Below are 21,633 nucleotides of genomic sequence, written 5' to 3'. Positions count from 1 at the left end.
CAGAAAGTGGAGGTTGGGATGCGAGCAAAGAACTATTTTGTCGGGGCGGCGTTCGCGCTGTTGGCAAGCGGCATGGCTCATTCGGCCCTTGCGCAGGACATCAAGATCGGCGAGATCAACAGCTACTCGCTGCTGCCGGCGTTCACTGAGCCCTATCGCAAGGGCTGGCAGCTCGCGGTCGAAGAGATCAATGCGGCCGGCGGCATCAACGGCAAGAAGCTCATCGTCGTCTCCAAGGACGATGGTGGCAAGCCGGCAGATGCGCAGACCGCGGCCAACGAGCTGGTGTCGAGCGAGGGCGTGGCGATGCTGACGGGTACGTTCCTGTCGAACATCGGTCTTGCGGTCAGCGACTTCGCCAACCAGAAGAAGGTGTTCTTTCTGGCGGCCGAGCCTCTGACGGACGCCATCACCTGGTCGAAAGGCAACAAGTACACGTTCCGACTGCGTCCTTCGAACTACATGCAGGCCGCGATGCTGGTGGAAGCGGCCAGCAAGCTGCCCGCAAAGCGCTGGGCGACGATCGCGCCGAACTATGAATACGGCCAGTCCGCGGTCGCGGTGTTCAAGAAGCTGATGTCGGAGAAGCGGCCCGACATCCAGTGGGTCGATGAGCAGTGGCCGCCGCAGGGCAAGATCGACGCCGGTCCGGTAGTGCAGGCGGTTGCCGCGGCCAATCCCGAAGCGATCCTCAACGTCACCTTCGGCGCCGATCTCGTCAAGCTCGTGCGCGAAGGCAACACCCGCGGCCTGTTCAAGGGACGCGAGGTCGTCTCCTTCCTCACCGGTGAGCCGGAATATCTCGATCCACTCAAGGAGGAGACACCCGAGGGTTGGATCGTCACCGGCTATCCCTGGTACTCGATCAAGACGCCCGAGCACGACGCGTTCCTGAAGGCCTATCAGGCCAAGTACAACGACTATCCGCGCCTCGGCTCGATCGTTGGCTACCAGACCATCAAGTCGGCGGCGGCGATCCTGGCGAAGGCCAATTCGACCGATCCGGAGAAGCTGATCACTGCGGCGGAAGGACTTTCGATGCCGTCGCCGCTGGGCGAGATCACCTTCCGCAAGATCGATCACCAGTCGACGCTCGGTGCCTATGTCGGCAAGACCGCGCTGAAGGACGGTAAGGGCGTGATGGTGGACTCGTCTTACAAGAAGGGCGCGGACTATCTACCAAGTGATGCCGAAGTCGAGAAGCTGCGTCCGAAGGATTGATCCAAAGTGAGACCGGGGCCTCGTGGTTCGAGACGCGCGGCGCAGCCGCGCTCCTCACCATGAGGGTCCCGACCTCATCCTGAGGAGGCGCGTAGCGCCGCCTCGAAGGATGAAGCCTAATATTGCGACTTACGCTTAACCCGGACCGCAGATGGCCTTTTACGTCGTACAGTTTCTGACCGGTCTCGCCAGCGCAGCGTCGCTTTTCCTGATGGCGTCGGGCCTGTCGATCATCTTTGGCGTGACGCGGATCGTGAATTTTGCGCATGGCGCCTTTTACATGATCGGCGCCTATGTCGCCTTCACACTGACGGAGCGCCTGTCAGGTGCATTCGGCTTCTGGGGCGGCATCGTGGTGGCGGCGTTCGCGGTGGCGCTGATCGGCGTCATCGTCGAGATGGTGCTGCTCCGGCGCATCTATCACGCGCCCGAGCTGTTCCAGCTGCTTGCGACCTTCGGCCTGACCTTGATGGTCGAGGACCTCGTCGTCCTGATCTGGGGCCCAGACGATCTCGTGGGGCGCCGTGCGCCCGGCTTCAAGGGGGCGATCGACTTCTTCGGCCAGAACATTCCGAGCTATGATCTGTTTCTGATCGTGCTCGGACCGGTCGTGCTCGGCATTCTTTGGCTCTTGTTCCAGCGCACGCGCTGGGGCGTTCTGGTGCGCGCAGCGACGCAGGACCGCGACATGGTCGCGGCGCTGGGCGTCAATCAGAAATGGTTGTTCACGAGCGTGTTTGCGGTCGGCGTTTTCCTCGCCGCTCTCGGCGGTGCGCTCCAGATCCCACGCGATGCCGTGCATCATGCGATGGATTTGCGCATCATCGTCGAGGTCTTCGTCGTCGTGGTGATCGGAGGCCTCGGTAGCATCATCGGCGCTTTCGTCGCGGCTGTGCTGGTCTCCGAGCTCAACGCCTTCGGCATCCTGATCTTTCCAAAAATCTCTATCATCCTGGTCTTCCTGGTGATGGCGGTGGTGCTGATCGTGCGGCCCTGGGGCTTGTTCGGGAGGCCCGAGGCGCCGGCCCGCAAGACGCCCGGTCTCACCGTCAATCCCTGGCGACCGCTGACGTCGAATGAGCGGTTGGCTGCGTTTGCAGCGCTCGTCGTCGCGGCGACACTACCGCTGTTCGCCGGCAATTATGCACTGACCGTCGGCTCGGAGATCGCGATCTCAGTGATCTTCGCCGTCAGCCTGCACTTCCTGATGTCGGTCGGCGGGCTCGCGTCCTTTGGTCACGCCGCCTATTTCGGCCTCGGCGCTTACGGCGTCGCTTTCCTCGCCAAGATGGCCGGACTGCCGATGATCGTCTGCCTGTTGCTCGGTCCGCTGCTCGGCTGCATGGGCGCTGCCGTGTTCGGCTTCTTCGCGGTGCAGCTCTCCGGCGTCTATCTTGCGATGCTGACGCTCGCCTTCGCGCAGATCGTCTGGTCGATCGCGTTCCAGTGGGTGAGCGTCACCGGCGGCGACAACGGCATCCTGGGCGTCTGGCCCTCGAGCTGGGCGGCGAGCCCATCGCATTTCTATTGGCTGTCGCTCGGTGTTGCGGCGCTCGTGACGATCGCTTTGCGGGCCATGGTGTTCTCGCCGTTCGGCTATGCGCTGAGGGCGACGCGCGACTCGCTGCTGCGCAGCGAAGCGGTCGGCATCAACACCAAGCGTATCCAGTGGACCGCCTTCGTGATCGCGGGCACGACCGCGGGCATTGGCGGCGCGCTGTTCGCCTACCTCAAGGGCAGCGTCTTTCCGGACAATCTCGGCATCTCGCTCTCGGTCGACGCCCTTGTCATGGTGCTGCTCGGCGGCGTCGAGACGGTGTCGGGCGCGGTGATCGGCGCCATCGTCTACAAGGCCTTGAACATCTGGCTGGTCAGTCAGACCGACCTGTCAAAACTCGTGCTCGGCGGTTTCATCGTTCTGATCGTCGTCGTCTTCCCCAAGGGCATCGTCGGCATGCTGGAGATGCTAGCGCAGCGCCGCAGGAAGACGTCGCCGCCGGGGTCACCCTTGCTTGCCAAGCCGATCGAGTCCGCCGAATGAGCGTCGCGCCCCCACTTCTCGCGGTCGAAGGACTGACCAAATCCTATGGCGGCGTCCATGCCGTGCGCGGCGTCTCGTTCTCGCTGCGCGCCGGTGAAATCCTGGCGCTGATCGGACCGAACGGCGCGGGCAAGAGCACCTGTTTCGACATGCTCAATGGCCAGAACAAGCCTGATACCGGCCACGTCCGCCTGCTCGGCGAGGACACAACCGGCAGGAAGCCGCGCGAGATCTGGCGGATGGGCGTGGGGCGCACTTTCCAGATCACCGCGACTTTCGCGACCATGACGGTGCGCGAGAACGTGCAGGTCGCGCTGATTTCGCACGGCAAGCAATTGTACAATCTTTGGGGCTCGGCGCCGAACTTCGACCGCGGCGAAGCCGGGCGACTGCTCGAGCTGGTCGGCATGGGCGGCTATGCGGATCGCCCCTGTGGCGAGCTTGCCTACGGCGACCTCAAGCGGCTTGAGCTCGCCGTCGCGCTCGCCAACCAGCCAAAGCTGCTGCTGATGGACGAGCCGACCGCCGGCATGGCGCCGCGCGAGCGCGTCGATTTGATGCGGCTGACCGCGCAGATCGCTCGGGAAAAATCGATCGGCGTTCTCTTCACCGAGCACGACATGGACGTGGTGTTCGAGCACGCCGACCGCATCATCGTGCTCAACCGCGGCACGCTGATCGCCGAGGGCTCGCCGGCCGAGGTCCGGGGCAATCCGCAGGTGCAGGCGGTCTACCTCGGCGAGGGCCTCCTCTACGATGCCGGGCCTCGCGAGGGAGCATCGGCATGAAGCTCACGGTGCAGGACCTCAATAGTCATTACGGCCCGGCCCATATCCTGTTCGACATCGGCTTCGAAGTCGGCGAGGGGGAAGTCGTGGCATTGCTCGGCCGCAATGGCGCCGGCAAGTCGACGACGTTTCGCTCGATCGTCGGGCTCGTCGCGCAGCGCTCAGGACGGATCATGTTCGAAGGCAAGGATGTCTCGGCGCGTCCGACACATGAGATCGTGCGGGATGGGCTTGGTTACGTGCCGGAGGAGCGGCGTATCTTCACCGATTTGACGGTGGAAGAGAATCTCGAGGTCGGCCGCCAGCCGAAGCGCCCGAACGCGCCGCACTGGACTCGCGACAAGCTGTTTTCGCTGTTCCCTAACCTCGGCGAGATGAAAAATCGCCCGGGCGGCCGCATGAGCGGCGGCGAGCAGCAGATGCTCACCATCGCGCGCACGCTGATGGGCAATCCATCGCTGGTGCTGCTGGATGAGCCCTCGGAAGGCCTGTCGCCGAAAATCGTGGAGCAGATGGTCGAGGCCATCCTGACCATGAAGAAGGAGGGCGTCAGCATCGTCGTCTCCGAGCAGAATCTGCATTTTGCGCGGCTGATCTCCGATCGCGCCTATATCATCGAGCGCGGCCGCATCTGCTTCGGCGGCACCATGGCCGAGCTCGACGCGCGTCCGGATATCCGCGACGCGCATCTGTCGTTGTGAAGGCAAAGGGCAAGGGCATCGAGCGGATGGCGAGAAGCGTCGCGGCGAAGAAAAGCGTCAAACCGGCAAAGCCGCCTTATGTGCTCGACGAGCAGGTCGGCTTCATCCTTCGCCAGGTCTGGCAGCGCCACAGCGCGATCTTCTCTCGCGAGATCGGCACCAACATTACGCCGACGCAATGGGCGGCGCTGTCGAAGCTCGCCGAGGCCGGGCCATGCTCGCAGAACCAGCTCGGGCGCCTGACGGCGATGGACGTGGCGACCATCAAGGGCGTGATCGATCGGTTGACGGCGCGCGGCCTCACCGAGACCAGCCAGGATCCGGAGGATGGACGGCGGCTTCTGGTCAGCCTGACGCGCGCGGGCCAGCAATTGGCGGAAAAGGTCGCGCCGAATGCGCTTGCGATCACACGAGAGACGCTGGCGCCGCTCGAGGCAAAGGAGCGCGAGATGCTGATGGCGCTGTTGAACAAGCTGCGGTGAGGCGCGACTAACCTCGGTGAAGGTCTTGTCGAGGTTTTTGACATGAGAGCGGCGACCCGGTTTGCTATGGCTCTGAGCATGAGTGTGATGCTGGCGGGCCAGTCTGCTCCCGCCCTGGCGGCGCAAGCCTATGAGGGGTTCTGGGCGTCAACCAAAAAGGATTGCCGCGACGAGGACAGCGCCAACCGCATGAGCATCGAGGGCGGCAACCGTCTCTATTGGTACGAGACCCGGTGCCGCGCCAGCGAGATCACTGCCGACGGGAAGCTCGCCTGGAAAATGAAGCTCGCCTGCGAAGGCGAGGGTGAGAAGTATCGCTCCAGTCCCCGGGTTTCCATTGCCGCGGACGGCAAGCTGGTGATGGACAACAGCCCGGTCGGGCCGGGCAAGCGCCAGACCTATGTGCGTTGTGAGATAGCGAAACCGCGGTGATCCTGCTACGTCTTCCCCGGCCATTTTGCGCGATAGCGGATTTCGCTGCCATCGGCGAGCCGCCGCCACGTTCCGAACTCCGGCGTATGCGGAGCCGAGGCCGTCAATCCGATCGGGTAGATTCGGCTGGGCTGTCCCTGGATGTTGACGGCGAGTTGCCGGTGCGAGGTTCGGAACGCCAGTTCGACTTCGCCTGCGATGACGGGCTGATCGCCGTCACTATGGAAGCCAGCTGCGTTCAATTCGCCCGGCATGGTGTTGAGGTCCGTCTGCAATTCGATGGTGATATCTTGCGGTGATTTCGGCACTGTTGCGCCGGCCGGAAGGCGAACCTCGAAGACGAGCAGAGGAGTGGCGCCGTTTCGGTTGAGCCAGGGCGTGGCCGTCATGTACGCGACGCCCAGGTAGGTGGCGGCGGCGGCCACGCAAAGCAGGACCACGACACCAAGCGATTTCAGGCTGTTGCGCGCGAGACCGCTATTGCCTGCATCCGTGCCGGAACGCGTCACCAGCCAGCTGGCAAGCACCACGCCAGCGATCGCTCCGATGGGTGAGTAGACGAACAGTGCCAACAGGCCAGACGTGATCGGGTCCGCCCGGTTGCCCAGATCGAGCACTGAAAACAGCACAAAGGTCGCGACATAACCTCCGACCGCACCGGCTACACCGGCGGCAATCCGCGACGAATTCTTCATGTCTCCCTCGGCGTTCCAGCAATGAACTGCCTGCGTTAGACGCAGCAGGCCGACGACTTGTTCAATGCTGTCAAGGGAGCACGGGAGCGGCGAGCCGCTCCGGCTGCGTCACTTCGCCACCACCTCGGGCACCCTGCCGGCCGGCGGGGTGTTGCGGCTGCGCTGGGTGCGCACGATACCGTCAATGATGGTCATGCCGATGCCGGGGAGGTCGCCGAGTTGGACGCTGTCCAAAATGTTCTTGCCGGCCGAGTGCTGCGCCTTGTCCATGATGACGAAATCGGCCGAGCGGCCCACTTCGATCAGGCCGCAATCCAATTCGCGCATCCGCGCCGTGTTGCCGGTGGCCAGGCAAAACGCGACCTCGGCCGGGAGGTCGCCAAGCGAGGACAGCATCGACACCATGCGGAGAATGCCGAGCGGCTGCACGCCCGAGCCGGCCGGCGCATCGGTGCCGAGGATGACGCGGTGCAGATCGCCCATCTCGCGCGCAATGCGCAACGTGAACAGCGCCGAGCGCTCGTTGCCATTGTGAACGAGCTCGAGGCCGCGCTTGCAGCCCTCGCAGATGCAGCGGATCTGGTCGTCGGGAAGCGCGGTGTGACCGCCATTGATGTGCCCAACCACGTCGGTGTCTGCCTCAAGCACCACATCCTTGTCGATCAATCCGGAGCCGGGGATCGAAGGACCGCCGGTGTGGATCGTGCTCTGGATGCCATATTTGCGAGCCCAGCCGACCATTTTTCGCGCCGTGGGGCCGTCCTTGACGCCGCCCAGGCCGACTTCGCCGAGCAGCTTGACGCCGGCTGCGGCCAACTCCTTGAAGTCCTCCTCCACCATCTCGCACTCGATCACAGGCGCGCCGGCGTGAACCTTCACGCCGCCAGGCCGCAGATTCCAGAATGCACGCTGCGCGAAGATGGCCATCGCCTTCAACCCCACGACGTCGCGCGGGCGGCCGGGCATATGCACCTCGCCGGCGGAAATCATCGTGGTGACGCCGCCATGCAAATTGCTGTCGATCCAGCCGATCTGGTTCTGGCGCGGCGTCCAGTCGCCCGCAACAGGATGGACATGGCTGTCGATCAGGCCGGGCGCCACCGTGGTGCCGTTGGCCTCGACGATGGTGGTCGCGCCTTCGGTGTTGAGGTCCTTGAAGCGGCCGATCGCGGTGATCTTGCCGTTCTCGGCGACGATGGTGTCGCCGTCCAGGATCGGCTTTTCCAGCGCGCCGGACAGGATCAGGCCGATATTGCGGATCACGAGCTTCGAGGGTCCGGTGGCCTGGGGTGCGTCATGCGCCATGGAATGGGTCCTTGTCCTTAACTGCAACGCTTCCGATCTTGGGCAGCCTTGACCGCGGGATCAAGCCGGATTATTCATTAGTACACAAATGATCGTATACAAACGACGCATAGCTGCCGCCTTGAAAACCGCCACGACGCGCCACGGAAGGGTGAGATGAGCAATTTCAATCAGGAAGCCGTTTTGAGCGTCCACCACTGGACCGACACGCTGTTCTCCTTCAAGACCACCCGCAGCCCGACCTTCCGCTTCCGCAACGGCGAATTCACCATGATCGGGCTCAAGGTCGGCGAGAAGCCGCTGCTGCGGGCCTACAGCGTCGCCAGCGCCAATTACGAGGACACGCTGGAGTTCTTCTCGATCAAGGTCGCGGACGGCCCGCTCACCTCACGGCTCCAGCATCTAAAGGAAGGCGACGAGATCATCGTCAGCCGCAAGGCCACCGGCACGCTGGTGATCGACAATCTGGAGGACGGCCGCAACCTCTACCTCATCGGCACCGGTACGGGTCTTGCGCCGTTCCTGAGCGTGATCAAGGACCCCGAAACCTACGAGCGGTTCGAGAAGGTCGTGCTGCTGCACGGTTGCCGACACGTGAAGGAGCTCGCCTATGGCGAGATGATCACCGAGACGCTGCCCAAGGACGAGCTGATCGGCGAGTACATCCGCAACCAGCTGATCTACTATCCGACCGTGACGCGCGATCCCTTCCGCAATCGCGGGCGCATCACCGATCTCATCACGTCGGGCAAGCTGTTTTCCGACATCGGCCTGCCGGCACTGGAAGCGGCCCACGATCGCGTCATGATCTGCGGCAGCCCGGCGCTGGTGGCGGATACCCGCGTGCTCCTCGGCGAGCGGGGTCTTGTCGAGGGCAATCACGGCGAGCCGGCCCAATTCGTGGTCGAAAAGGCCTTCGCCGAGCGCTGAGCCCGGAACCCCCGCGCAAGAAGACCGTATTTTCGCCGCCGCGCGCCCGTTGCGGCGTCGATTCGGCACGCGATACACTGTGGGAACGAATCAGCGGAGTTCCCACATGGTTGCGGACAGCGACAGCAATATCGCCTGGCACCGGGTTCAGTTGAAGAAGAACCGCGCCGAGTTGAAGGCGCTCGAAACCGCGCGCTTCACGATGGGCGAGATCGCGTCTTCGAAGCGGAACGGCCAGACCCAGAAGGCGCTCGGGGAACTCAAGCGCAAGATCGTGCAATCCGAGCGCGTGATCGCCGATCACGACAAGCGCACGCGCCGTCCGCTCACCACCGACCTGCGAAGCCTCAGCAACGGCAGCTGGAGCAATTGGGACGCCTACACCAACCAGCAGCAGCGCAAGATCGGCCCGCGTTCGCCGGGGCGGGGGTAGACTCGACTCTCACGCCTGCACCGAAGCCGAAGCGGAGGTTCCGGGTTCCCTTGCGCGGGCGGCGTCGTGCACCATCTTGGTGAGACCCCGTCAACCGCTTCGGTGATCACATGGCACCACGCCTCGATTTCACCAGCGAGGCCTTCTTTCGCGATCTGCCCAAGGCGATCGCAACGTTGCGCATGTCCGGTCCTGTGGTCGCGGCGCGATTTCCTCTCGTCGGCGATGTTTGGATCACCACGACCCATGAGGCCACCGCGCAGGTCCTGAAGGACGGCACCGATTTCACGCTGCGCAAGGAGGATGGGGACGTCGCGGGTTTACGCTGGTGGATGCCGAACTACGTCAGAACCATCGCCAACAACATGCTGACAATGGACGAGCCTGACCACACAAGGCTGCGCAGCATTGTTGACGAGGCCTTCCGCCGCCGCGCGATCGTCGCGATGGAGCCGCGCATCCGCGCCATCGCGGACGGGCTCGCCGACGAGCTGTTCCTGGCAGGAAGCCCGGCCGATCTCGTCCAGCGCTATGCGCGCATCCTGCCGCTCGCGGTGATCTCCGAGCTGCTCGGATTGCCATTGGCCGATCGCCCCCGCTTCATCGCCTGGGCCAATACGATGTCCTCACTTACGAACGTCGCCAGCTTCTTCCGCATGCTGTTCGCGTTCCGCAAGATGCGAGCCTACCTCGAACGGCAGCTGCAGATTGCCCGCGTGCGGGGCGGCGAAGGCCTGATCGCGGAGCTGGTTCAGGTCGAGCGCGAGGGCGGCCAGATCACGCCGGACGAAATGGTGTCGATGGTGTTCCTACTGCTCGCGGCGGGCTCCGAGACCACCACGCATCTCATCAGCGGTTCTGTCTACGAGCTCCTCAGAAATCCCGGCGTCCGCGACTGGCTGGCACAGGACTGGAGCCGCGTCGGGCTTGCGGTGGAGGAATTCCTGCGCTTCGTGTCGCCGGTGCAGTTCTCCAAGCCCCGCTATGTGAGGCGGGATATCGAGCTCGCGGGCGTGCGTCTCAAGAAGGGCGATCGCGTCATGGTGATGCTCGCCGCCGCGAACATGGACCCGGCGATGCATGAGCGCCCCGAGAGCCTCGATCCCGCGCGCAAGCCGAACCGTCACATGTCCTTCGGAACGGGCATCCATTTCTGCCTCGGCCATCAACTCGCGCGCATCGAGGCAGCGTGTGCCCTGGAAGCGTTGTTTGTGCGATGGCCGCGGCTTGGCTTTGCTGTGGACGTGTCTCAGATCCACTGGCGCAAGCGACCGGGCATGCGAGCGATCGCGAACCTCCCTGTCGTGCCCGACGGCCACGCAGCACAGGCGACAGCATCAGCTGGATCGATGTTGGTTCGTTCCCAGCCAGTGGCCTGCTGAGACTTACACCTTGCGGAAAATTTCTCTGCACTCGTCGGTAGGAACGGCATGCCGTTGCTCTAGTTGTTTTTGCGACATCGAAAGCCGCGACGAGTTCCTCCGGTCGATGTCGCAGATCAACAACAGGAGACAGCATCATGACCGGCAAGATGCCACCTGTTCCCGCCGAGAATCAAAGTCCGAAGGGAACCGGCGACAGCAAGCAAGTGTCCTCGACTGCCCCGCGCGGCCAGCAGCGTGCGCAAAATCCGGACCAGCAAGGGCAGCAGGGCAACATCAAGCAGAACACCACCAACCAAGGCTATCAGCAAGATCGCTGAGGAGCGGACCCTCATGTCGACATCCACCAAGACACCGAACAGCAACCGTCAGGGCGGACCAGGCGCATCGCATGAGAATGCGAAGGCACCGCTCGAAGTGAAGAAGCCCGCGGCGGACGACCCGCAGCGCAACCACAGCCGCGTCTCCGGCGGAGGTGGCGAGCACGATTCACACCACAGGCATGACGAGGCCGGAAAAGGCGGAGGCAGGTGAGGCATGACCAACAAGCAACCCAAACTCTACGCACCGACGGAAAAGGATATGCAAAATAACCCCATGATCGGCGGATCGAAGGGCGCAACGATGGCCGGTATCTCGCCTGAGGACCTCGAGGACGCCTTGGGCGAGAACACGATCGAAGGCGACGTCGAGAACGACGTGAACGCCGCTGGCGGCATCGACAAGGACATCGCACGCAGTGGCACGCACCGAAGAGGCCGATAGCTCCGGAGGACGAGCATGCAAGGCAAGAAGACCCACGAGCAACAGGTTCGCATCCTCGAGCGCAAGCCGGATGTTCCAGACGCGCGAGAGCTTGAGCGCGCCCTCGGCCACAATCCGGAGAATACGGCCGTTCACCGGGCGCGACCTGAGGCGCGACAGAGTGAATTCCCGGTGAGCCGAGGCGGCCTCAACCAGGAAAGCGATCACAACAAGCACAATGATTCCGGCCAAAGCGGACACAAGCCGCCGAAACCGACGCCGGCACAGCAGAAGCATTGAGCTGCACGGGCGATCAAAGCAAGAGGAGAAAAAGATGCCAGGTGGTCGTGGCAGCAAGACGCATTTCAGATCGGGCATGCATGGCAAGGGCGACGGCAGCGGCGCCATGACGGACGTGCCCAAGGAGAAGATCGGCGACAACATGGTGCTGTCAAACCGCGACAAGGCGCAGCACTCGGACATTCGCGGCATGGACGGCAAGGCGATCCAGACCGAACAATATCAGGACCACTCGGCCAACCGGCTCGACGAGGAGCCGGGCACCGACGAGACCTGAGAGCGGCGTTCCTTCCCGCTGAACTCGCGGACCGGCTTTCAGCCGGTCTGCTTTTTTGTCGACCCGAGATCACGCTCCCAGCCGAACACGGAACGGCCGTCGAGATCGGGCGAGGCCGCACGCTCTCCGGCGATATAGGATTCGACGGATGGCCCATGCGCGGTGCGCTCCAGCCGCCGCGCCTGGTCGTCGAGGCGCTTGATGGCTTGCATCTCTTCCTCGCGCCCGAGCTTTGCGTTCTGAATCGCCCCCTTCAGCACGCGAATGGTTTCGTCATAGACCTTGAGTGGAACAGGGTAGGGATGCCGGTCCTTGCCGCCGTGGGCAAGCGAGAAGCGCGCGGGATCGTTGAAGCGGTAGGGCGCGCCGTGCACGACTTCGGCGACCATCGCCAGCGAACGAACGGTGCGAGCGCCAACGCCGGGAGTCAGCAGCAGCTCCGGAAAGTCGACCGGGCCGCGCTCGGCCGCAGCAGCGAGTGTGCCGTGCAGGCCGCGCGCAAACACGTCCTTCGGCCGCACGTCGTGATGCCCGGGCATGATCAGGTGCGGCAGCGTCGCCTGTGCGGGCGCGGGCGCAGTTCCGGTGAGCCGCTCGAATTCGGAAAGGATACGATCCGGGCCGAGATCGCTCAGAAGCTCGAGCTGCGCGGTGCGCGAGATCTCGGCGCGATGGTCGGTGAGGTTGACGATCTCGCCTTGCCGCGGCCCGTCGATCGCGCTGTGCGGTGCGTCGACAAAACTCTTCAGCGCCTCGGAATGCCAGTGATAGCGGCGGGCCTGCCGCTTGTCGCCGTTCATGCCTTGCTGCACCACGGTCCATTTGGCGTCGGCGGTGACGAAGAAGCCGTGCAGGTAAAGGTCAAAGCCGTCCTGGACCGCGGCGCTGTCAACCTTCGCCACGAGGCGACTCGCACGCGTGAGCTTTGCGCCGTCGAAGCCGATTCGGTCGCCGAGCTGCATCAGCTCGTCCGGGGTCTTGCGCGAGTGCTGGCCACGCCCGCCGCAGACGTAGATTCCGAGTTCGTCCTGGAGCGGTCCCAGCCCGCGCTTCAGCGCGCCAATCACCGACGTCGTGATGCCGGAGGAGTGCCAATCCATCCCCATGACGGCGCCGAACGACTGGAACCAGAACGGGTGCGAGAGCCGCTGGAGGAATGCATCGCGTCCGTAGTGATGCACGATCGCCTGTGTGACGATCGCGCCGAGCGACGACATGCGGGTCGCCAGCCAGGGTGGAACCCGGCCGGTGTGAAGGGGAAGATCGGCGCTGCCGGTCCGTCGAGTCATGATTGACCACAAATAGCGCAGTTCGGCGATGATTGCACCAGAGGGATGCTGCATTGCACCGAGCGGGGGAGCGAACGACGCTGCAACGCGTTGAACGCAAGCGCGGATGCAATGCGGGGACATTAATGGATTGGCAGACCCTTTTGGCCGACATCGACAGGATGTTCGGGTGGATCCCGTCGTGGTTCGTCGGCCTCACTCTAGTCTTGGGCGCGATCCTGATCGCCCTGTCGATCTATCGCCTCTCGGTTTGGCTGTTCAACCGCGCCTTCGGAACCCGCCTCCCGCTCGTGAGCGTGTTCATCGCCCGCACCGCGGGCCCAACTCAGCTGGCCCTCAGTCTTGCCGCCGTAGCGTTGGTGCTGCCGCTCGCGCCGCTGGACGACGCCTTCCGCACGCCGCTGACGCGCCTGTTCGTCGTCGCCTTCATTGCGCTGATCGGCTGGATCTCGATCCGGATCGTGGATATGAGCGCGGCACGGTATCTCCAGAACTTTCGCGACGTCACCGAGAATTTTGTCGCGCGCAAGCACGTCACCCAGGTCCGCGTCTTCAAGCGCGTCACCGATATCATCATCGTCATCATCACGGTGTCGACCGCGCTGATGACATTCGACTCGGTCAGGCAATACGGCGTCAGCCTGTTCGCCTCCGCCGGTGCCGCCGGTATCATCGTTGGTCTTGCCGCCCGGCCGCTGCTGAGCAATCTGATCGCGGGCATGCAGATCGCAATCACCCAGCCGATCCGCATCGAGGATGCCGTCATCATCGAGAACGAGTGGGGCTGGGTCGAGGACATCGCCGCGACCTATGTGGTGATCCGGCTGTGGGACTGGCGCCGCATGGTGGTGCCGCTGTCTTATTTCATCGAAAAGCCATTCCAGAACTGGACCCGCGACACTGCGTCCCTGATCGGCGTGATTGCGTTTCATGTCGATTATCGTGCCGACGTGCCGCGGATCCGGCGCTGGCTGGAAGAAGCAGTGAAGGAGTCCAAGCTCTGGGACGGCGAGGTGGTCAATCTCCAGGTCGTTGACGCGGATGCTCGCACCATCGAGCTCCGCGCCCTCGTCAGCGCCAGGAACGCGCCGCAGTCCTGGGACCTGCGCTGCGAGATGAGGGAGAAGCTCATCGCCTTCATCCGGGACGAGATGCCGGAAGCGCTGCCGCGCGAGCGCGCGATCCTGATCCCGTCGGGAGGAGGCGACGATGACGCCGATTTCGTGCGGCGTCCCGCGCCGCCGGAGAAGATGCGGGCGAGCGCACGCAATTGACCTACTTGCGCGTCGGCCTTCGTGGCGCCGCGCAAGCCTGCCTGGCGCTGGATCGTGTCCAGCGCGCTGGTCCTCATGCGAAGCACCTCACTGCGCGCGGATGTCGGCGGCCTTCAGCACCGGCTCCCATTTGGTCGCCTCGGCATGCATGTAGGCGCCGAAATCCCTCGACGATGAGCCGACCGGGGCCGCGCCGATCTTGGCGAGCGTCGACAGTACGTTTGGGTCCTGCAGCGCCGCCTTCAGATCGCTTTCGAGCTTCGTGACGATCTCCGGCGGCATTTTTGCGGGACCAAGAACGCCCCACCAGACGGAGACGTCGTAACCCGGCACGCCCGACTCGGCGACAGTCGGAACATTGGGCAGCGCCTTGGAGCGTTCGGCCGAGGTCACCGCGAGCGCGCGCACCGCGCCGCCTTCGATCTGGCTGATGGCTTCCGCAAGTGGATTGATGCTGAGCGGAATGTCGCCGGCGATCACGGCGGTCAGCGCGGGGGCGCCGCCCTTGTAGGGGATCGCGACGATCTTGGTGCCGGACATGTATTTCAACAGCTCACCCGCGAGGTGCGCCGAGGTGCCGTTGCCGGACATGCCGTAGGAGAGCTTATCCGGCTCCTTTTTCGCCGCGATGAGGAGATCACTGAGCGTCTTATAGGGGCTGTCCTTGGCCACGACGATCGCGAGCGGGGAGGAGGCGACTTCGCTGATCGCGGTGAAATCCTTGAACGTGTCATAGGGCACCCTCGGATAGATGAACTGGTTGAGTGGATGGCCGCTCGCGACGAGGATCAGCGTGTAGCCGTCGGGCGCGGCCTGCGTCAGCGCTTGGGACGCGACGATTCCGCCGGCGCCGGGACGATTGTCGATCACCGGCTGCTGGCCCCAAGTCCCGGCCAGCGCCTGAGCCAAGGTGCGCGCGAGCACGTCGACGGCGCCGCCGGCCGCATAAGGCACCAGGATGTGGACCGGCTTGCTCGGATATTTGTCGGCCTGTGCGGCGGTCCCCGCGAGCAGCAGACCGGCGCCCACCATCAGACCGCTGATGGTCTTGTTGAAACCCAGCATTTCCCAGCACTCCTTTGCACCCAGCGGCGGTCTCTCGGCCTTTCCGGGTGTCATCCATGGTTTTTGTTGACGAGACCTGATCTTTTGTACGATAGTACAAATCACATGATCCGCAACCCCGCCAGCAAGGAAACGGCCCGCAAGCCGAACATGCGCGAGGCGATCCTCGCCGCGGCCGAGGAGCTGTTCGCCATCAACGGCTTCAACGCCGTGTCGGTGCGCGATATCGCACAGGCCGCCGGCGCCAATCCCGGCAGCGTCACCTATCATTTCAAGACCAAGGACGGCCTGCTGCTGGAGATCTACCGGCGCCATTGCGGGCCAATGAATTTGCGCCGTTCCGAGCTGCTCGCGGCCGCCAAGCGCGTGCGCGATCTCCAGGACCGGCTCGAAGCGGTGGTGCGGGCCTATGTCGTGCCGGCCTTCACCTCGGGCAGTGATCTTGCCGGGGGCGGGGCGCGGTTCACGCGGCTGCGCGCGGTGATGTCCGCGGAGGGCAATGAAGTCGCGCGAAAGATCATCGCACAGACTTTTGACGACACCAGCCACGCCTTCATCGATGCTGTTCACGAAAGCCTGCCGCACGTTCCGCGCACCGATATCGTCTGGCGCAGCCACTTCCTGCTTGGCGCACTCTATTATTCGCTGGTGACGCCGGATCGCGTCTCGCGCCTGTCGCGCGGCGAGGCCGACGGCAGCGATGCCGCAAGTGCCATCGAGCAATTGGTGCAAGCCACCGTGGCCGCGTTCCAGGCGCCGGCGCTGGATCAGGCGCCAGCACGGCGACGGCCGGTCGTCAGCAGCAAGACTTGAAGACACGATCTGGTTCGGCGGTTTATCTGATGGCAATGATGTACACGCCGACCATTCCGCCGCCCGATCCGGACACGCGCACGCCGAAGTTCAGACTGCCGAACCTGTCTTGCGATGCGCATTGCCACATCTTCGGGCCCGGCGCGAAATACCCTTACGCGCCGGAGCGTTCCTACACGCCGCCGGATGCGCCGCTCGAGGATTTCCGCGCGCTGCATGCCAAGCTCGGCGTTGGACGTGCCGTCATCGTCAATGCGAGTGTGCATGGCACCGACAACACGGTGGCGCTTGACGCCATCGCGCAGAGCAACGGGGCCTATCGCGCGGTTGCCAATATCGACGACACCATCACCGAGCGCGAGCTTCGCGTGCTGCATGAGGGCGGCTTCCGCGGCTGCCGCTTCAATTTCGTCCGCCATCTCGGCGGGGTCCCGGACAAGCAGGTGTTCGACCGCATCGTCGCGCTGGTCGCACCGCTCGGCTGGCATATTGATCTGCATTTCGATGCGATCGACCTGCCTGAACATGCCGACACGCTGATAAGGCTGCCGCTGAGCTACACCATCGACCATATGGGACGGGTGAAGGCGTCCGAAGGGCTCGACCAGCTGCCGTTCAAGATCCTGGTCGAGCTGATGCAGCGCGACGAGAAATGCTGGGTCAAGATCTGCGGCTCGGAGCGGGTGTCATCGGCCGGTCCGCCGTTCACCGACGCCGTGCCGTTCGCGCGAAAAATTGTCGAGACGGCGCCCGACCGCGTCATCTGGGGCACCGATTGGCCGCATCCCAATGTCAAGGCGATGCCGAACGACGGCGATCTCGTCGACCTAATCCCGCTGTTCGCGCCGGAGCCGGAGTATCAGCAGAAGATCCTCGTCGATAATCCAGCGCGGCTGTTCGAGTTCGGCCAATGACGGCGCTCGCGATCGACAAGCCGCGCGGCCGCGCCTGGTGGAAGGAGCTCTGGATCCAGGTGCTGATCGCCATGGCGGCCGGAATCGCGCTTGGGATCGTCAATCCCGAGGGGGGCGCCAGGATGCAGCCGCTTGGCGACGCCTTCATCAAGGCGATCCGGATGCTGATCGCGCCGATCATCTTCTGCACGGTCGTCCATGGCATCGCGCATATGGCCGATATGGCCCGTGTCGGGCGCGTCGCCGTCAAGGCGATCGTCTATTTCGAGATCATGACCACGATCGCGCTGATCATCGGTCTCATTGCGGTGAACTTGCTCAAGCCCGGCGTCGGCATGAACATCGATCCCGCCAGTCTCAATGCCAGCGCGATCGAGCCCTATGTCAAGCAGACGGGCGTGATCGGCTTTGTGCCGTTCCTGATGAACATCGTGCCCGCGACGTTCGTCGGCGCCTTTGCCGAGGGCAACATCCTCCAGGTGCTCTTCATCGCCATACTGTGCGGATTTGCGCTGGTGCAGCTCGGCGAGCGCGCCGCGCCGCTGGTCCATCTCATCGACATCGCCGCCAAGATGGTATTCACCATCGTCGGATTCGTGATGTGGGCTGCGCCGATCGGCGCCTTCGGCGCCATCGCCTTCACGGTCGGCAAGTTCGGCGTCGGCTCGCTGGCCTCGCTGGGCAAGCTCCTCGGCGGCTTTTATCTCACCTGCGTGATCTTCATCATCGTGGCGCTCGGCCCGGTCGCGCGTCTGTGTGGCTTCTCGCTGCTCAAGCTGATCCGCTACATCTGGGAAGAGCTCTTGATCTGCATCGCCACGACATCGTCCGAGACGGTGCTGCCGCGGATGCTGACCAAGCTGGAGCAGGCCGGCTGCGAGCGCAGCGTCGTTGGGCTGGTGATCCCGACCGGCTATTCCTTCAATCTCGACGGCACCTGCCTCTACCTTGCCGCCGCCTCGGTGTTCCTGGCACAGGCGACCAACACGCCGTTTGGGCTAGCCGAGCAGATCGAGCTGCTTCTGATCCTGCTCGTGACCTCCAAGGGCGCGGCGGGAATCGCGGGCGCCGCCTTCGTCGTGCTGGCGGCAACGTTGTCCGCCACCGGCAGCATTCCGGTGACGAGCGTGGCGCTCGTGCTCGGCATCCACCGCCTGATGTCGCAGGGGCTGACGCCAACTAATCTGATCGGGAACGCGGTCGCGACGATCGCGATTGCCAAATGGGAAGGCGCACTCGATGCCGACCGCCTGAGGCGCGTGCTCGACGGCGAGGAATCCGCTGTCGCGACTCGATGAACCGATGACGTTGACGAACGATAGAGGGGAGTTTGTCCCATGAAAACAGGTCTCGTGATCACGGCCCATCCGGGCGATTTCGTCTGGCGCGCCGGCGGCGCCATCGCGCTGCATGCGAAGAAGGGCTACCGCATGAAGATCGTCTGCTTGTCTTTCGGCGAGCGCGGCGAGAGCCAGTTCGCCTGGAAGGAGAAGGGTGCGACGCTGGAATCGGTCAAGGCCGGCCGCAAGGACGAGGCGGAGCGGGCGGCCAAGCTGCTCGGCGCCGAGATCGAGTTCTTCGATTGCGGCGACTATCCGCTGAAGCTCGCCGAGGCCCATTTCGACCGCATGGTCGACATCTACCGCGAGCTCAATCCGCGCTTCGTGCTGACGCACGCGCTGGAGGATCCCTATAATTTCGACCATCCGAACGCGGCGCATTTCGCGCAGGAAACCCGCGTGGTCGCGCAGGCGATGGGCCACAAGCCCGGCGCGCAGTACAAATATTCGGCCCCGCCGGTGTTTTTGTTCGAGCCGCACCAGCCGGAGCAATGCAACTACAAGCCGGACCTGCTCCTCAAGATCGACGAGGTCTGGAAGGAGAAGTACGAGGCGTTCCAGATCCTCGCCGCGCAGAAGCACCTGTGGGGATATTACGAGCGCGTCGCGCTCAACCGCGGCATCCAGGGCAGCCGCAACACCGGCGTGTCCATGACCTATGGCGAGGCCTATCAGCGGCTGTTTCCGACGGTTGCGGAGGAGCTGGCATGAAGCCGGTCGTCGTTCGCAACATCAAGCGTGCCGATCCCGCTGGGATGGCGGAGTACGGCGTCTCGACCGTGCACGAGGCCTATGATCGGCTCGGACTGATGAAGCCGTATCTGCGGCCGGTCTGGGCCGGCGCGGCGATCGCCGGCCCCGCCGTCACCGTGCTGGCGCAGCCCGGCGACAACTGGATGATTCATGTCGCGGTCGAGCAGTGCACGAAGGGCGACATCCTCGTCGTGGGCTGCACCACCGACAACACCGACGGCATGTTCGGCGAGCTGCTCGCAACCTCGCTGCAGGCGCGCGGCGTGCAGGGATTGATCATCGATGCCGGCTGCCGCGACATCAGGGCACTGCACGAGATGAACTTTCCGGTGTGGTCGCGCGCGGTCTCGGCCAAGGGCACGGTGAAGGCGACGCTCGGCTCGGTCAATGTCCCCGTGGTCTGCGCCGGCGTCAACGTCGATCCCGGCGACATCATCGTGGCCGATGACGACGGCGTCGTGGCGGTGCCGAAGCGCTACGCGGCCGAGGTCGCCGAGAAGGCGAGGAAGCGCAACGCGGACGAAGGCGGCAAACGCAAGCGGCTGGCTTCGGGCGAGCTGGGCCTCGACATGTACAGCATGCGCGAGGCCTTGGCGAAGGCCGGGCTCGTCTATGTCGACAATCCCGAGGACGTCTAAAACAATCAGCGGAGTGGGCCGATGGATCGTCTCAAGCTGAAGGCCGTGCTCGGCAGTCACCCCCATGTCCAGGCGGTGAAGAGCGGCGAGCTCCGCTCCAACCGCTTCGACCTCGACTTCATCGAATACACGCCGACCAACACTGCGTTCAAACCGATGGTGCGCGAGCAAGCGTTCGACGTCTGCGAGATGGCGATCGTCACCTATCTGATGGCAAAGGCGCAAGGCAAGCCCTTGGTGCTGCTGCCTGCCACAATGCTCGGCCGCTTCCAGCATTCCTACGCGTTCTATAGTCCTGCGCAGGGAACCCTCGGGCCGTCCGATCTCGAAGGCAAGCGCGTCGGCATCCGTTCGTTCACGACTACGACCGGCGCCTGGATCAGGGGCATCCTCGCCAACGACTACGGCGTCAACCTCGACAAGATCCGCTGGGTCACGTTCGAAGACCCGCATGTCGCCGAATATGTCGACACCACCGAGCGCGCGCCGAAGCACAAGAAGATACTTCAGATGCTGCTCGACGGCGAGCTCGACGTCGTCCTTGGTGAGGCCTCGAACGATCCCAAGCTGAGGCCGCTGTTCCCCGATCCGGCCGCGGAAGCCGCCATATGGTACGCGCGCCGCGGCGTCGTGCCGGTCAACCATCTCGTGGTCGTGACCGAGCAGCTAGCGAAATCGCGTCCTGACGTAGTTTCGGGCATTTATGATCTCCTCAAGCAAAATAAGGCGCAGGCGGGGCCTGCGGCAACGCCGGACCTGGTTCCGTTCGGAATCGAAGCGAACAGAAGGTCGCTGGAGTTGATCGTCGACTACGCGTTCCAGCAGGCGCTGATCCCGCGCCGCTATGCGGTTGAGGACCTGTTCGACGCAACAACGCGAGGACTGAACTGATGGCGGGCGATCCCAAGCGATGGCAGGTCGGGCTGGTCGGTTATGGCGAGGTCGGCAGGATTCTGGCCGAGGATTTGCGCCAGCAGGACATCAAGGTCACAGCCTTTGACATCAAGCTCGCGGGCGAGCAGGGTGGTTCGCTGCACGAGCATGCTGAAAAATTCGGTGTGGGGCGCGCAGCCTCGCACGCCGAGCTGACCGCCAAGTCCGATTTCATCATCTCCGCGGTCACCGCGAGCCAGGCCGTGCCGGTGGCAAAGGCCTGCGCGGCCGCGATCAATCAGGGCACCTGGTTCCTGGATTTCAATTCGGCGTCTCCCGCCGCCAAGCAGCGCGCTGCCGCGCTGATTGATGGCGCCGCCGGACGTTATGTCGAGGGCGCGGTTATGACGTCGGTGCCGCCTTATCGCATCAAGGTGCCGCTGCTGCTCGGCGGTCCCGGGGCCAGGGAGCTGGAGCCGCTTTTGAACGCGATGGGTTTTGCGGCCAGAGTTGCGAGCGACAAGCTCGGTGTTTCATCGGCGGTGAAGATGTGTCGCAGCATCATGATCAAGGGGCTGGAGGCCATGGTCATCGAAAGCTTCACCACCGCGCGCGCCCATGGCGTCGAGGATGCGGTGCTGGCTTCACTGGCGGAAACCTTTCCCACGATCGATTGGGAGAAGCAGGGTGCTTATTGCTTCCAGCGTGTGATCGAGCATGGCCGCCGCCGCGCCGAGGAAGTACGCGAGGTCGCCGAGACCGTGCGTGAAGCCGGGCTGACGCCGTGGTCCGCGCAGGGCACCGCCGAGCGGCAGGCCTGGGTGGCGGACCTCGCCGACGAGGGCCTGTTCGGAACGAAGGGTACCAAGGAGTTCGCCCGCAACGCTGACTGGCGCACCGAGGCGGACCGAATCCTGGCGAAGATCAATCGCGAGAAATAGGG

The 21,633-nt window shown here is 64.0% G+C and carries 26 protein-coding genes; 22 read left to right on the top strand and 4 right to left on the bottom strand.

Features of this window, described 5'->3' with window-relative positions; translation table 11 throughout:
- Window positions 1-18: 18 nt before the first annotated feature.
- From IVA93_RS22625 to IVA93_RS22600, 6 genes are all read left to right on the top strand, one after another.
- Window positions 19-1,221 carry an ABC transporter substrate-binding protein gene (locus tag IVA93_RS22625; RefSeq protein ID WP_018459318.1) on the top strand — a complete coding sequence of 401 codons (1,203 nt, stop codon included), beginning with the start codon at window positions 19-21 and terminating at the stop codon, window positions 1,219-1,221.
- Between the two features lie 151 nt (window positions 1,222-1,372).
- Window positions 1,373-3,262, top strand: a complete 1,890-nt coding sequence (locus IVA93_RS22620; protein WP_247454459.1) for an ABC transporter permease — start codon at window positions 1,373-1,375, stop codon at window positions 3,260-3,262.
- Entirely contained in the window at window positions 3,259-4,050 is a 792-nt protein-coding gene (locus IVA93_RS22615; RefSeq protein WP_085352763.1) for an ABC transporter ATP-binding protein, read from the top strand. The genes IVA93_RS22620 and IVA93_RS22615 overlap by 4 nt, the downstream gene beginning before the upstream one ends.
- Window positions 4,047-4,751, top strand: a complete 705-nt coding sequence (locus IVA93_RS22610; protein ID WP_007592446.1) for an ABC transporter ATP-binding protein — start codon at window positions 4,047-4,049, stop codon at window positions 4,749-4,751. Before IVA93_RS22615 ends, IVA93_RS22610 begins: the two co-directional genes overlap by 4 nt.
- A 26-nt stretch (window positions 4,752-4,777) precedes the next feature.
- Window positions 4,778-5,233, top strand: a complete 456-nt coding sequence (locus tag IVA93_RS22605) for a MarR family winged helix-turn-helix transcriptional regulator (RefSeq protein WP_007592445.1) — start codon at window positions 4,778-4,780, stop codon at window positions 5,231-5,233.
- 42 nt (window positions 5,234-5,275) lie between these two features.
- Entirely contained in the window at window positions 5,276-5,665 is a 390-nt protein-coding gene (locus IVA93_RS22600; protein ID WP_018459313.1) for a hypothetical protein, read from the top strand.
- A gap of 5 nt (window positions 5,666-5,670) precedes the next feature.
- On the opposite strand, the gene IVA93_RS22595 is transcribed toward IVA93_RS22600, so the two are convergent.
- Together IVA93_RS22595 and IVA93_RS22590 are read right to left on the bottom strand one after the other, a co-directional pair.
- On the bottom strand, window positions 5,671-6,360 hold the full coding sequence (locus tag IVA93_RS22595) for a hypothetical protein (protein WP_085352764.1): 690 nt from the start codon (window positions 6,358-6,360) through the stop codon (window positions 5,671-5,673).
- A gap of 108 nt (window positions 6,361-6,468) precedes the next feature.
- Complete coding sequence (locus tag IVA93_RS22590; RefSeq protein WP_018459312.1) at window positions 6,469-7,665, bottom strand: amidohydrolase family protein; 1,197 nt, start codon at window positions 7,663-7,665, stop codon at window positions 6,469-6,471.
- Between the two features lie 156 nt (window positions 7,666-7,821).
- Between IVA93_RS22590 and IVA93_RS22585 the strand changes: the two genes are divergently transcribed.
- The 8 genes from IVA93_RS22585 (at window position 7,822) to IVA93_RS22550 (ending at window position 11,731) form a co-directional block, all read left to right on the top strand.
- On the top strand, window positions 7,822-8,595 hold the full coding sequence (locus IVA93_RS22585) for a ferredoxin--NADP reductase (protein ID WP_018459311.1): 774 nt from the start codon (window positions 7,822-7,824) through the stop codon (window positions 8,593-8,595).
- 106 nt (window positions 8,596-8,701) lie between these two features.
- Window positions 8,702-9,028, top strand: coding sequence for a hypothetical protein (locus IVA93_RS22580; protein WP_018459310.1), 327 nt, complete (start codon window positions 8,702-8,704; stop codon window positions 9,026-9,028).
- A 110-nt stretch (window positions 9,029-9,138) separates the two neighbouring features.
- Window positions 9,139-10,410: a cytochrome P450 gene (locus IVA93_RS22575; RefSeq protein WP_018459309.1), complete on the top strand. Its 1,272-nt coding sequence runs from the start codon at window positions 9,139-9,141 to the stop codon at window positions 10,408-10,410.
- A gap of 137 nt (window positions 10,411-10,547) precedes the next feature.
- Window positions 10,548-10,730, top strand: a complete 183-nt coding sequence (locus IVA93_RS22570) for a hypothetical protein (protein ID WP_018459308.1) — start codon at window positions 10,548-10,550, stop codon at window positions 10,728-10,730.
- A gap of 13 nt (window positions 10,731-10,743) precedes the next feature.
- Window positions 10,744-10,944 carry a hypothetical protein gene (locus IVA93_RS22565; RefSeq protein ID WP_018459307.1) on the top strand — a complete coding sequence of 67 codons (201 nt, stop codon included), beginning with the start codon at window positions 10,744-10,746 and terminating at the stop codon, window positions 10,942-10,944.
- A gap of 3 nt (window positions 10,945-10,947) precedes the next feature.
- Entirely contained in the window at window positions 10,948-11,175 is a 228-nt protein-coding gene (locus IVA93_RS22560; protein ID WP_018459306.1) for a hypothetical protein, read from the top strand.
- Between the two features lie 15 nt (window positions 11,176-11,190).
- The gene (locus tag IVA93_RS22555) at window positions 11,191-11,454 is read left to right on the top strand and encodes a hypothetical protein (RefSeq protein WP_018459305.1); all 264 of its coding nucleotides are present in this window, start codon (window positions 11,191-11,193) and stop codon (window positions 11,452-11,454) included.
- A gap of 34 nt (window positions 11,455-11,488) precedes the next feature.
- Complete coding sequence (locus tag IVA93_RS22550; protein WP_026233777.1) at window positions 11,489-11,731, top strand: hypothetical protein; 243 nt, start codon at window positions 11,489-11,491, stop codon at window positions 11,729-11,731.
- Between the two features lie 38 nt (window positions 11,732-11,769).
- On the opposite strand, the gene IVA93_RS22545 is transcribed toward IVA93_RS22550, so the two are convergent.
- Complete coding sequence (locus IVA93_RS22545) at window positions 11,770-13,020, bottom strand: DUF763 domain-containing protein (protein WP_247540441.1); 1,251 nt, start codon at window positions 13,018-13,020, stop codon at window positions 11,770-11,772.
- Between the two features lie 125 nt (window positions 13,021-13,145).
- Between IVA93_RS22545 and IVA93_RS22540 the strand changes: the two genes are divergently transcribed.
- On the top strand, window positions 13,146-14,294 hold the full coding sequence (locus tag IVA93_RS22540) for a mechanosensitive ion channel family protein (RefSeq protein ID WP_018459302.1): 1,149 nt from the start codon (window positions 13,146-13,148) through the stop codon (window positions 14,292-14,294).
- Window positions 14,295-14,381: 87 nt separating this feature from the next.
- Here the strand turns inward: IVA93_RS22540 and IVA93_RS22535 are convergent, their stop codons facing one another.
- Entirely contained in the window at window positions 14,382-15,359 is a 978-nt protein-coding gene (locus IVA93_RS22535; protein WP_247369174.1) for a tripartite tricarboxylate transporter substrate binding protein, read from the bottom strand.
- Between the two features lie 105 nt (window positions 15,360-15,464).
- Between IVA93_RS22535 and IVA93_RS22530 the strand changes: the two genes are divergently transcribed.
- The 7 genes from IVA93_RS22530 to IVA93_RS22500 are packed head-to-tail and all read left to right on the top strand — an operon-like array spanning window position 15,465 to window position 21,631.
- The gene (locus IVA93_RS22530; protein WP_247369177.1) at window positions 15,465-16,172 is read left to right on the top strand and encodes a TetR/AcrR family transcriptional regulator; all 708 of its coding nucleotides are present in this window, start codon (window positions 15,465-15,467) and stop codon (window positions 16,170-16,172) included.
- A gap of 29 nt (window positions 16,173-16,201) precedes the next feature.
- Window positions 16,202-17,086: an amidohydrolase family protein gene (locus tag IVA93_RS22525; protein ID WP_018459299.1), complete on the top strand. Its 885-nt coding sequence runs from the start codon at window positions 16,202-16,204 to the stop codon at window positions 17,084-17,086.
- Window positions 17,083-18,384, top strand: coding sequence for a C4-dicarboxylate transporter DctA (locus IVA93_RS22520; protein WP_247369181.1), 1,302 nt, complete (start codon window positions 17,083-17,085; stop codon window positions 18,382-18,384). The genes IVA93_RS22525 and IVA93_RS22520 overlap by 4 nt, the downstream gene beginning before the upstream one ends.
- 39 nt (window positions 18,385-18,423) lie before the next feature.
- Window positions 18,424-19,137: a PIG-L deacetylase family protein gene (locus IVA93_RS22515; RefSeq protein ID WP_018459297.1), complete on the top strand. Its 714-nt coding sequence runs from the start codon at window positions 18,424-18,426 to the stop codon at window positions 19,135-19,137.
- Window positions 19,134-19,817, top strand: a complete 684-nt coding sequence (locus IVA93_RS22510) for a 4-carboxy-4-hydroxy-2-oxoadipate aldolase/oxaloacetate decarboxylase (RefSeq protein WP_085352765.1) — start codon at window positions 19,134-19,136, stop codon at window positions 19,815-19,817. Before IVA93_RS22515 ends, IVA93_RS22510 begins: the two co-directional genes overlap by 4 nt.
- A 21-nt stretch (window positions 19,818-19,838) precedes the next feature.
- Window positions 19,839-20,708: an ABC transporter substrate-binding protein gene (locus IVA93_RS22505; protein ID WP_247369185.1), complete on the top strand. Its 870-nt coding sequence runs from the start codon at window positions 19,839-19,841 to the stop codon at window positions 20,706-20,708.
- Entirely contained in the window at window positions 20,708-21,631 is a 924-nt protein-coding gene (locus IVA93_RS22500) for an NAD(P)-dependent oxidoreductase (protein WP_018459294.1), read from the top strand. Before IVA93_RS22505 ends, IVA93_RS22500 begins: the two co-directional genes overlap by 1 nt.
- Window positions 21,632-21,633: the final 2 nt, after the last annotated feature.

Source organism: Bradyrhizobium sp. 155 (assembly GCF_023101105.1).
In the GTDB taxonomy this organism is placed as follows: Bacteria; Pseudomonadota; Alphaproteobacteria; order Rhizobiales; family Xanthobacteraceae; genus Bradyrhizobium; species Bradyrhizobium canariense_D.
The sequence above is the reverse complement of the archived record's forward strand: the minus strand, read 5'-3'. Positions and strand labels throughout refer to the sequence as shown.

Coding starts and splice junctions, on each gene's coding strand:
- IVA93_RS22540 (WP_018459302.1), top strand. CDS start 13,146: ATGGATTGGCAGACCCTTTTGGCCGACATCGACAGGATGTTCGGGTGG.
- IVA93_RS22515 (WP_018459297.1), top strand. CDS start 18,424: ATGAAAACAGGTCTCGTGATCACGGCCCATCCGGGCGATTTCGTCTGG.
- IVA93_RS22550 (WP_026233777.1), top strand. CDS start 11,489: ATGCCAGGTGGTCGTGGCAGCAAGACGCATTTCAGATCGGGCATGCAT.
- IVA93_RS22605 (WP_007592445.1), top strand. CDS start 4,778: ATGGCGAGAAGCGTCGCGGCGAAGAAAAGCGTCAAACCGGCAAAGCCG.
- IVA93_RS22615 (WP_085352763.1), top strand. CDS start 3,259: ATGAGCGTCGCGCCCCCACTTCTCGCGGTCGAAGGACTGACCAAATCC.
- IVA93_RS22610 (WP_007592446.1), top strand. CDS start 4,047: ATGAAGCTCACGGTGCAGGACCTCAATAGTCATTACGGCCCGGCCCAT.
- IVA93_RS22595 (WP_085352764.1), bottom strand. CDS start 6,360: ATGAAGAATTCGTCGCGGATTGCCGCCGGTGTAGCCGGTGCGGTCGGA.
- IVA93_RS22505 (WP_247369185.1), top strand. CDS start 19,839: ATGGATCGTCTCAAGCTGAAGGCCGTGCTCGGCAGTCACCCCCATGTC.
- IVA93_RS22575 (WP_018459309.1), top strand. CDS start 9,139: ATGGCACCACGCCTCGATTTCACCAGCGAGGCCTTCTTTCGCGATCTG.
- IVA93_RS22625 (WP_018459318.1), top strand. CDS start 19: ATGCGAGCAAAGAACTATTTTGTCGGGGCGGCGTTCGCGCTGTTGGCA.
- IVA93_RS22555 (WP_018459305.1), top strand. CDS start 11,191: ATGCAAGGCAAGAAGACCCACGAGCAACAGGTTCGCATCCTCGAGCGC.
- IVA93_RS22570 (WP_018459308.1), top strand. CDS start 10,548: ATGACCGGCAAGATGCCACCTGTTCCCGCCGAGAATCAAAGTCCGAAG.
- IVA93_RS22565 (WP_018459307.1), top strand. CDS start 10,744: ATGTCGACATCCACCAAGACACCGAACAGCAACCGTCAGGGCGGACCA.
- IVA93_RS22510 (WP_085352765.1), top strand. CDS start 19,134: ATGAAGCCGGTCGTCGTTCGCAACATCAAGCGTGCCGATCCCGCTGGG.
- IVA93_RS22620 (WP_247454459.1), top strand. CDS start 1,373: ATGGCCTTTTACGTCGTACAGTTTCTGACCGGTCTCGCCAGCGCAGCG.
- IVA93_RS22560 (WP_018459306.1), top strand. CDS start 10,948: ATGACCAACAAGCAACCCAAACTCTACGCACCGACGGAAAAGGATATG.
- IVA93_RS22585 (WP_018459311.1), top strand. CDS start 7,822: ATGAGCAATTTCAATCAGGAAGCCGTTTTGAGCGTCCACCACTGGACC.
- IVA93_RS22520 (WP_247369181.1), top strand. CDS start 17,083: ATGACGGCGCTCGCGATCGACAAGCCGCGCGGCCGCGCCTGGTGGAAG.
- IVA93_RS22545 (WP_247540441.1), bottom strand. CDS start 13,020: ATGACTCGACGGACCGGCAGCGCCGATCTTCCCCTTCACACCGGCCGG.
- IVA93_RS22590 (WP_018459312.1), bottom strand. CDS start 7,665: ATGGCGCATGACGCACCCCAGGCCACCGGACCCTCGAAGCTCGTGATC.
- IVA93_RS22525 (WP_018459299.1), top strand. CDS start 16,202: ATGGCAATGATGTACACGCCGACCATTCCGCCGCCCGATCCGGACACG.
- IVA93_RS22580 (WP_018459310.1), top strand. CDS start 8,702: ATGGTTGCGGACAGCGACAGCAATATCGCCTGGCACCGGGTTCAGTTG.
- IVA93_RS22600 (WP_018459313.1), top strand. CDS start 5,276: ATGAGAGCGGCGACCCGGTTTGCTATGGCTCTGAGCATGAGTGTGATG.
- IVA93_RS22530 (WP_247369177.1), top strand. CDS start 15,465: ATGATCCGCAACCCCGCCAGCAAGGAAACGGCCCGCAAGCCGAACATG.
- IVA93_RS22500 (WP_018459294.1), top strand. CDS start 20,708: ATGGCGGGCGATCCCAAGCGATGGCAGGTCGGGCTGGTCGGTTATGGC.
- IVA93_RS22535 (WP_247369174.1), bottom strand. CDS start 15,359: ATGCTGGGTTTCAACAAGACCATCAGCGGTCTGATGGTGGGCGCCGGT.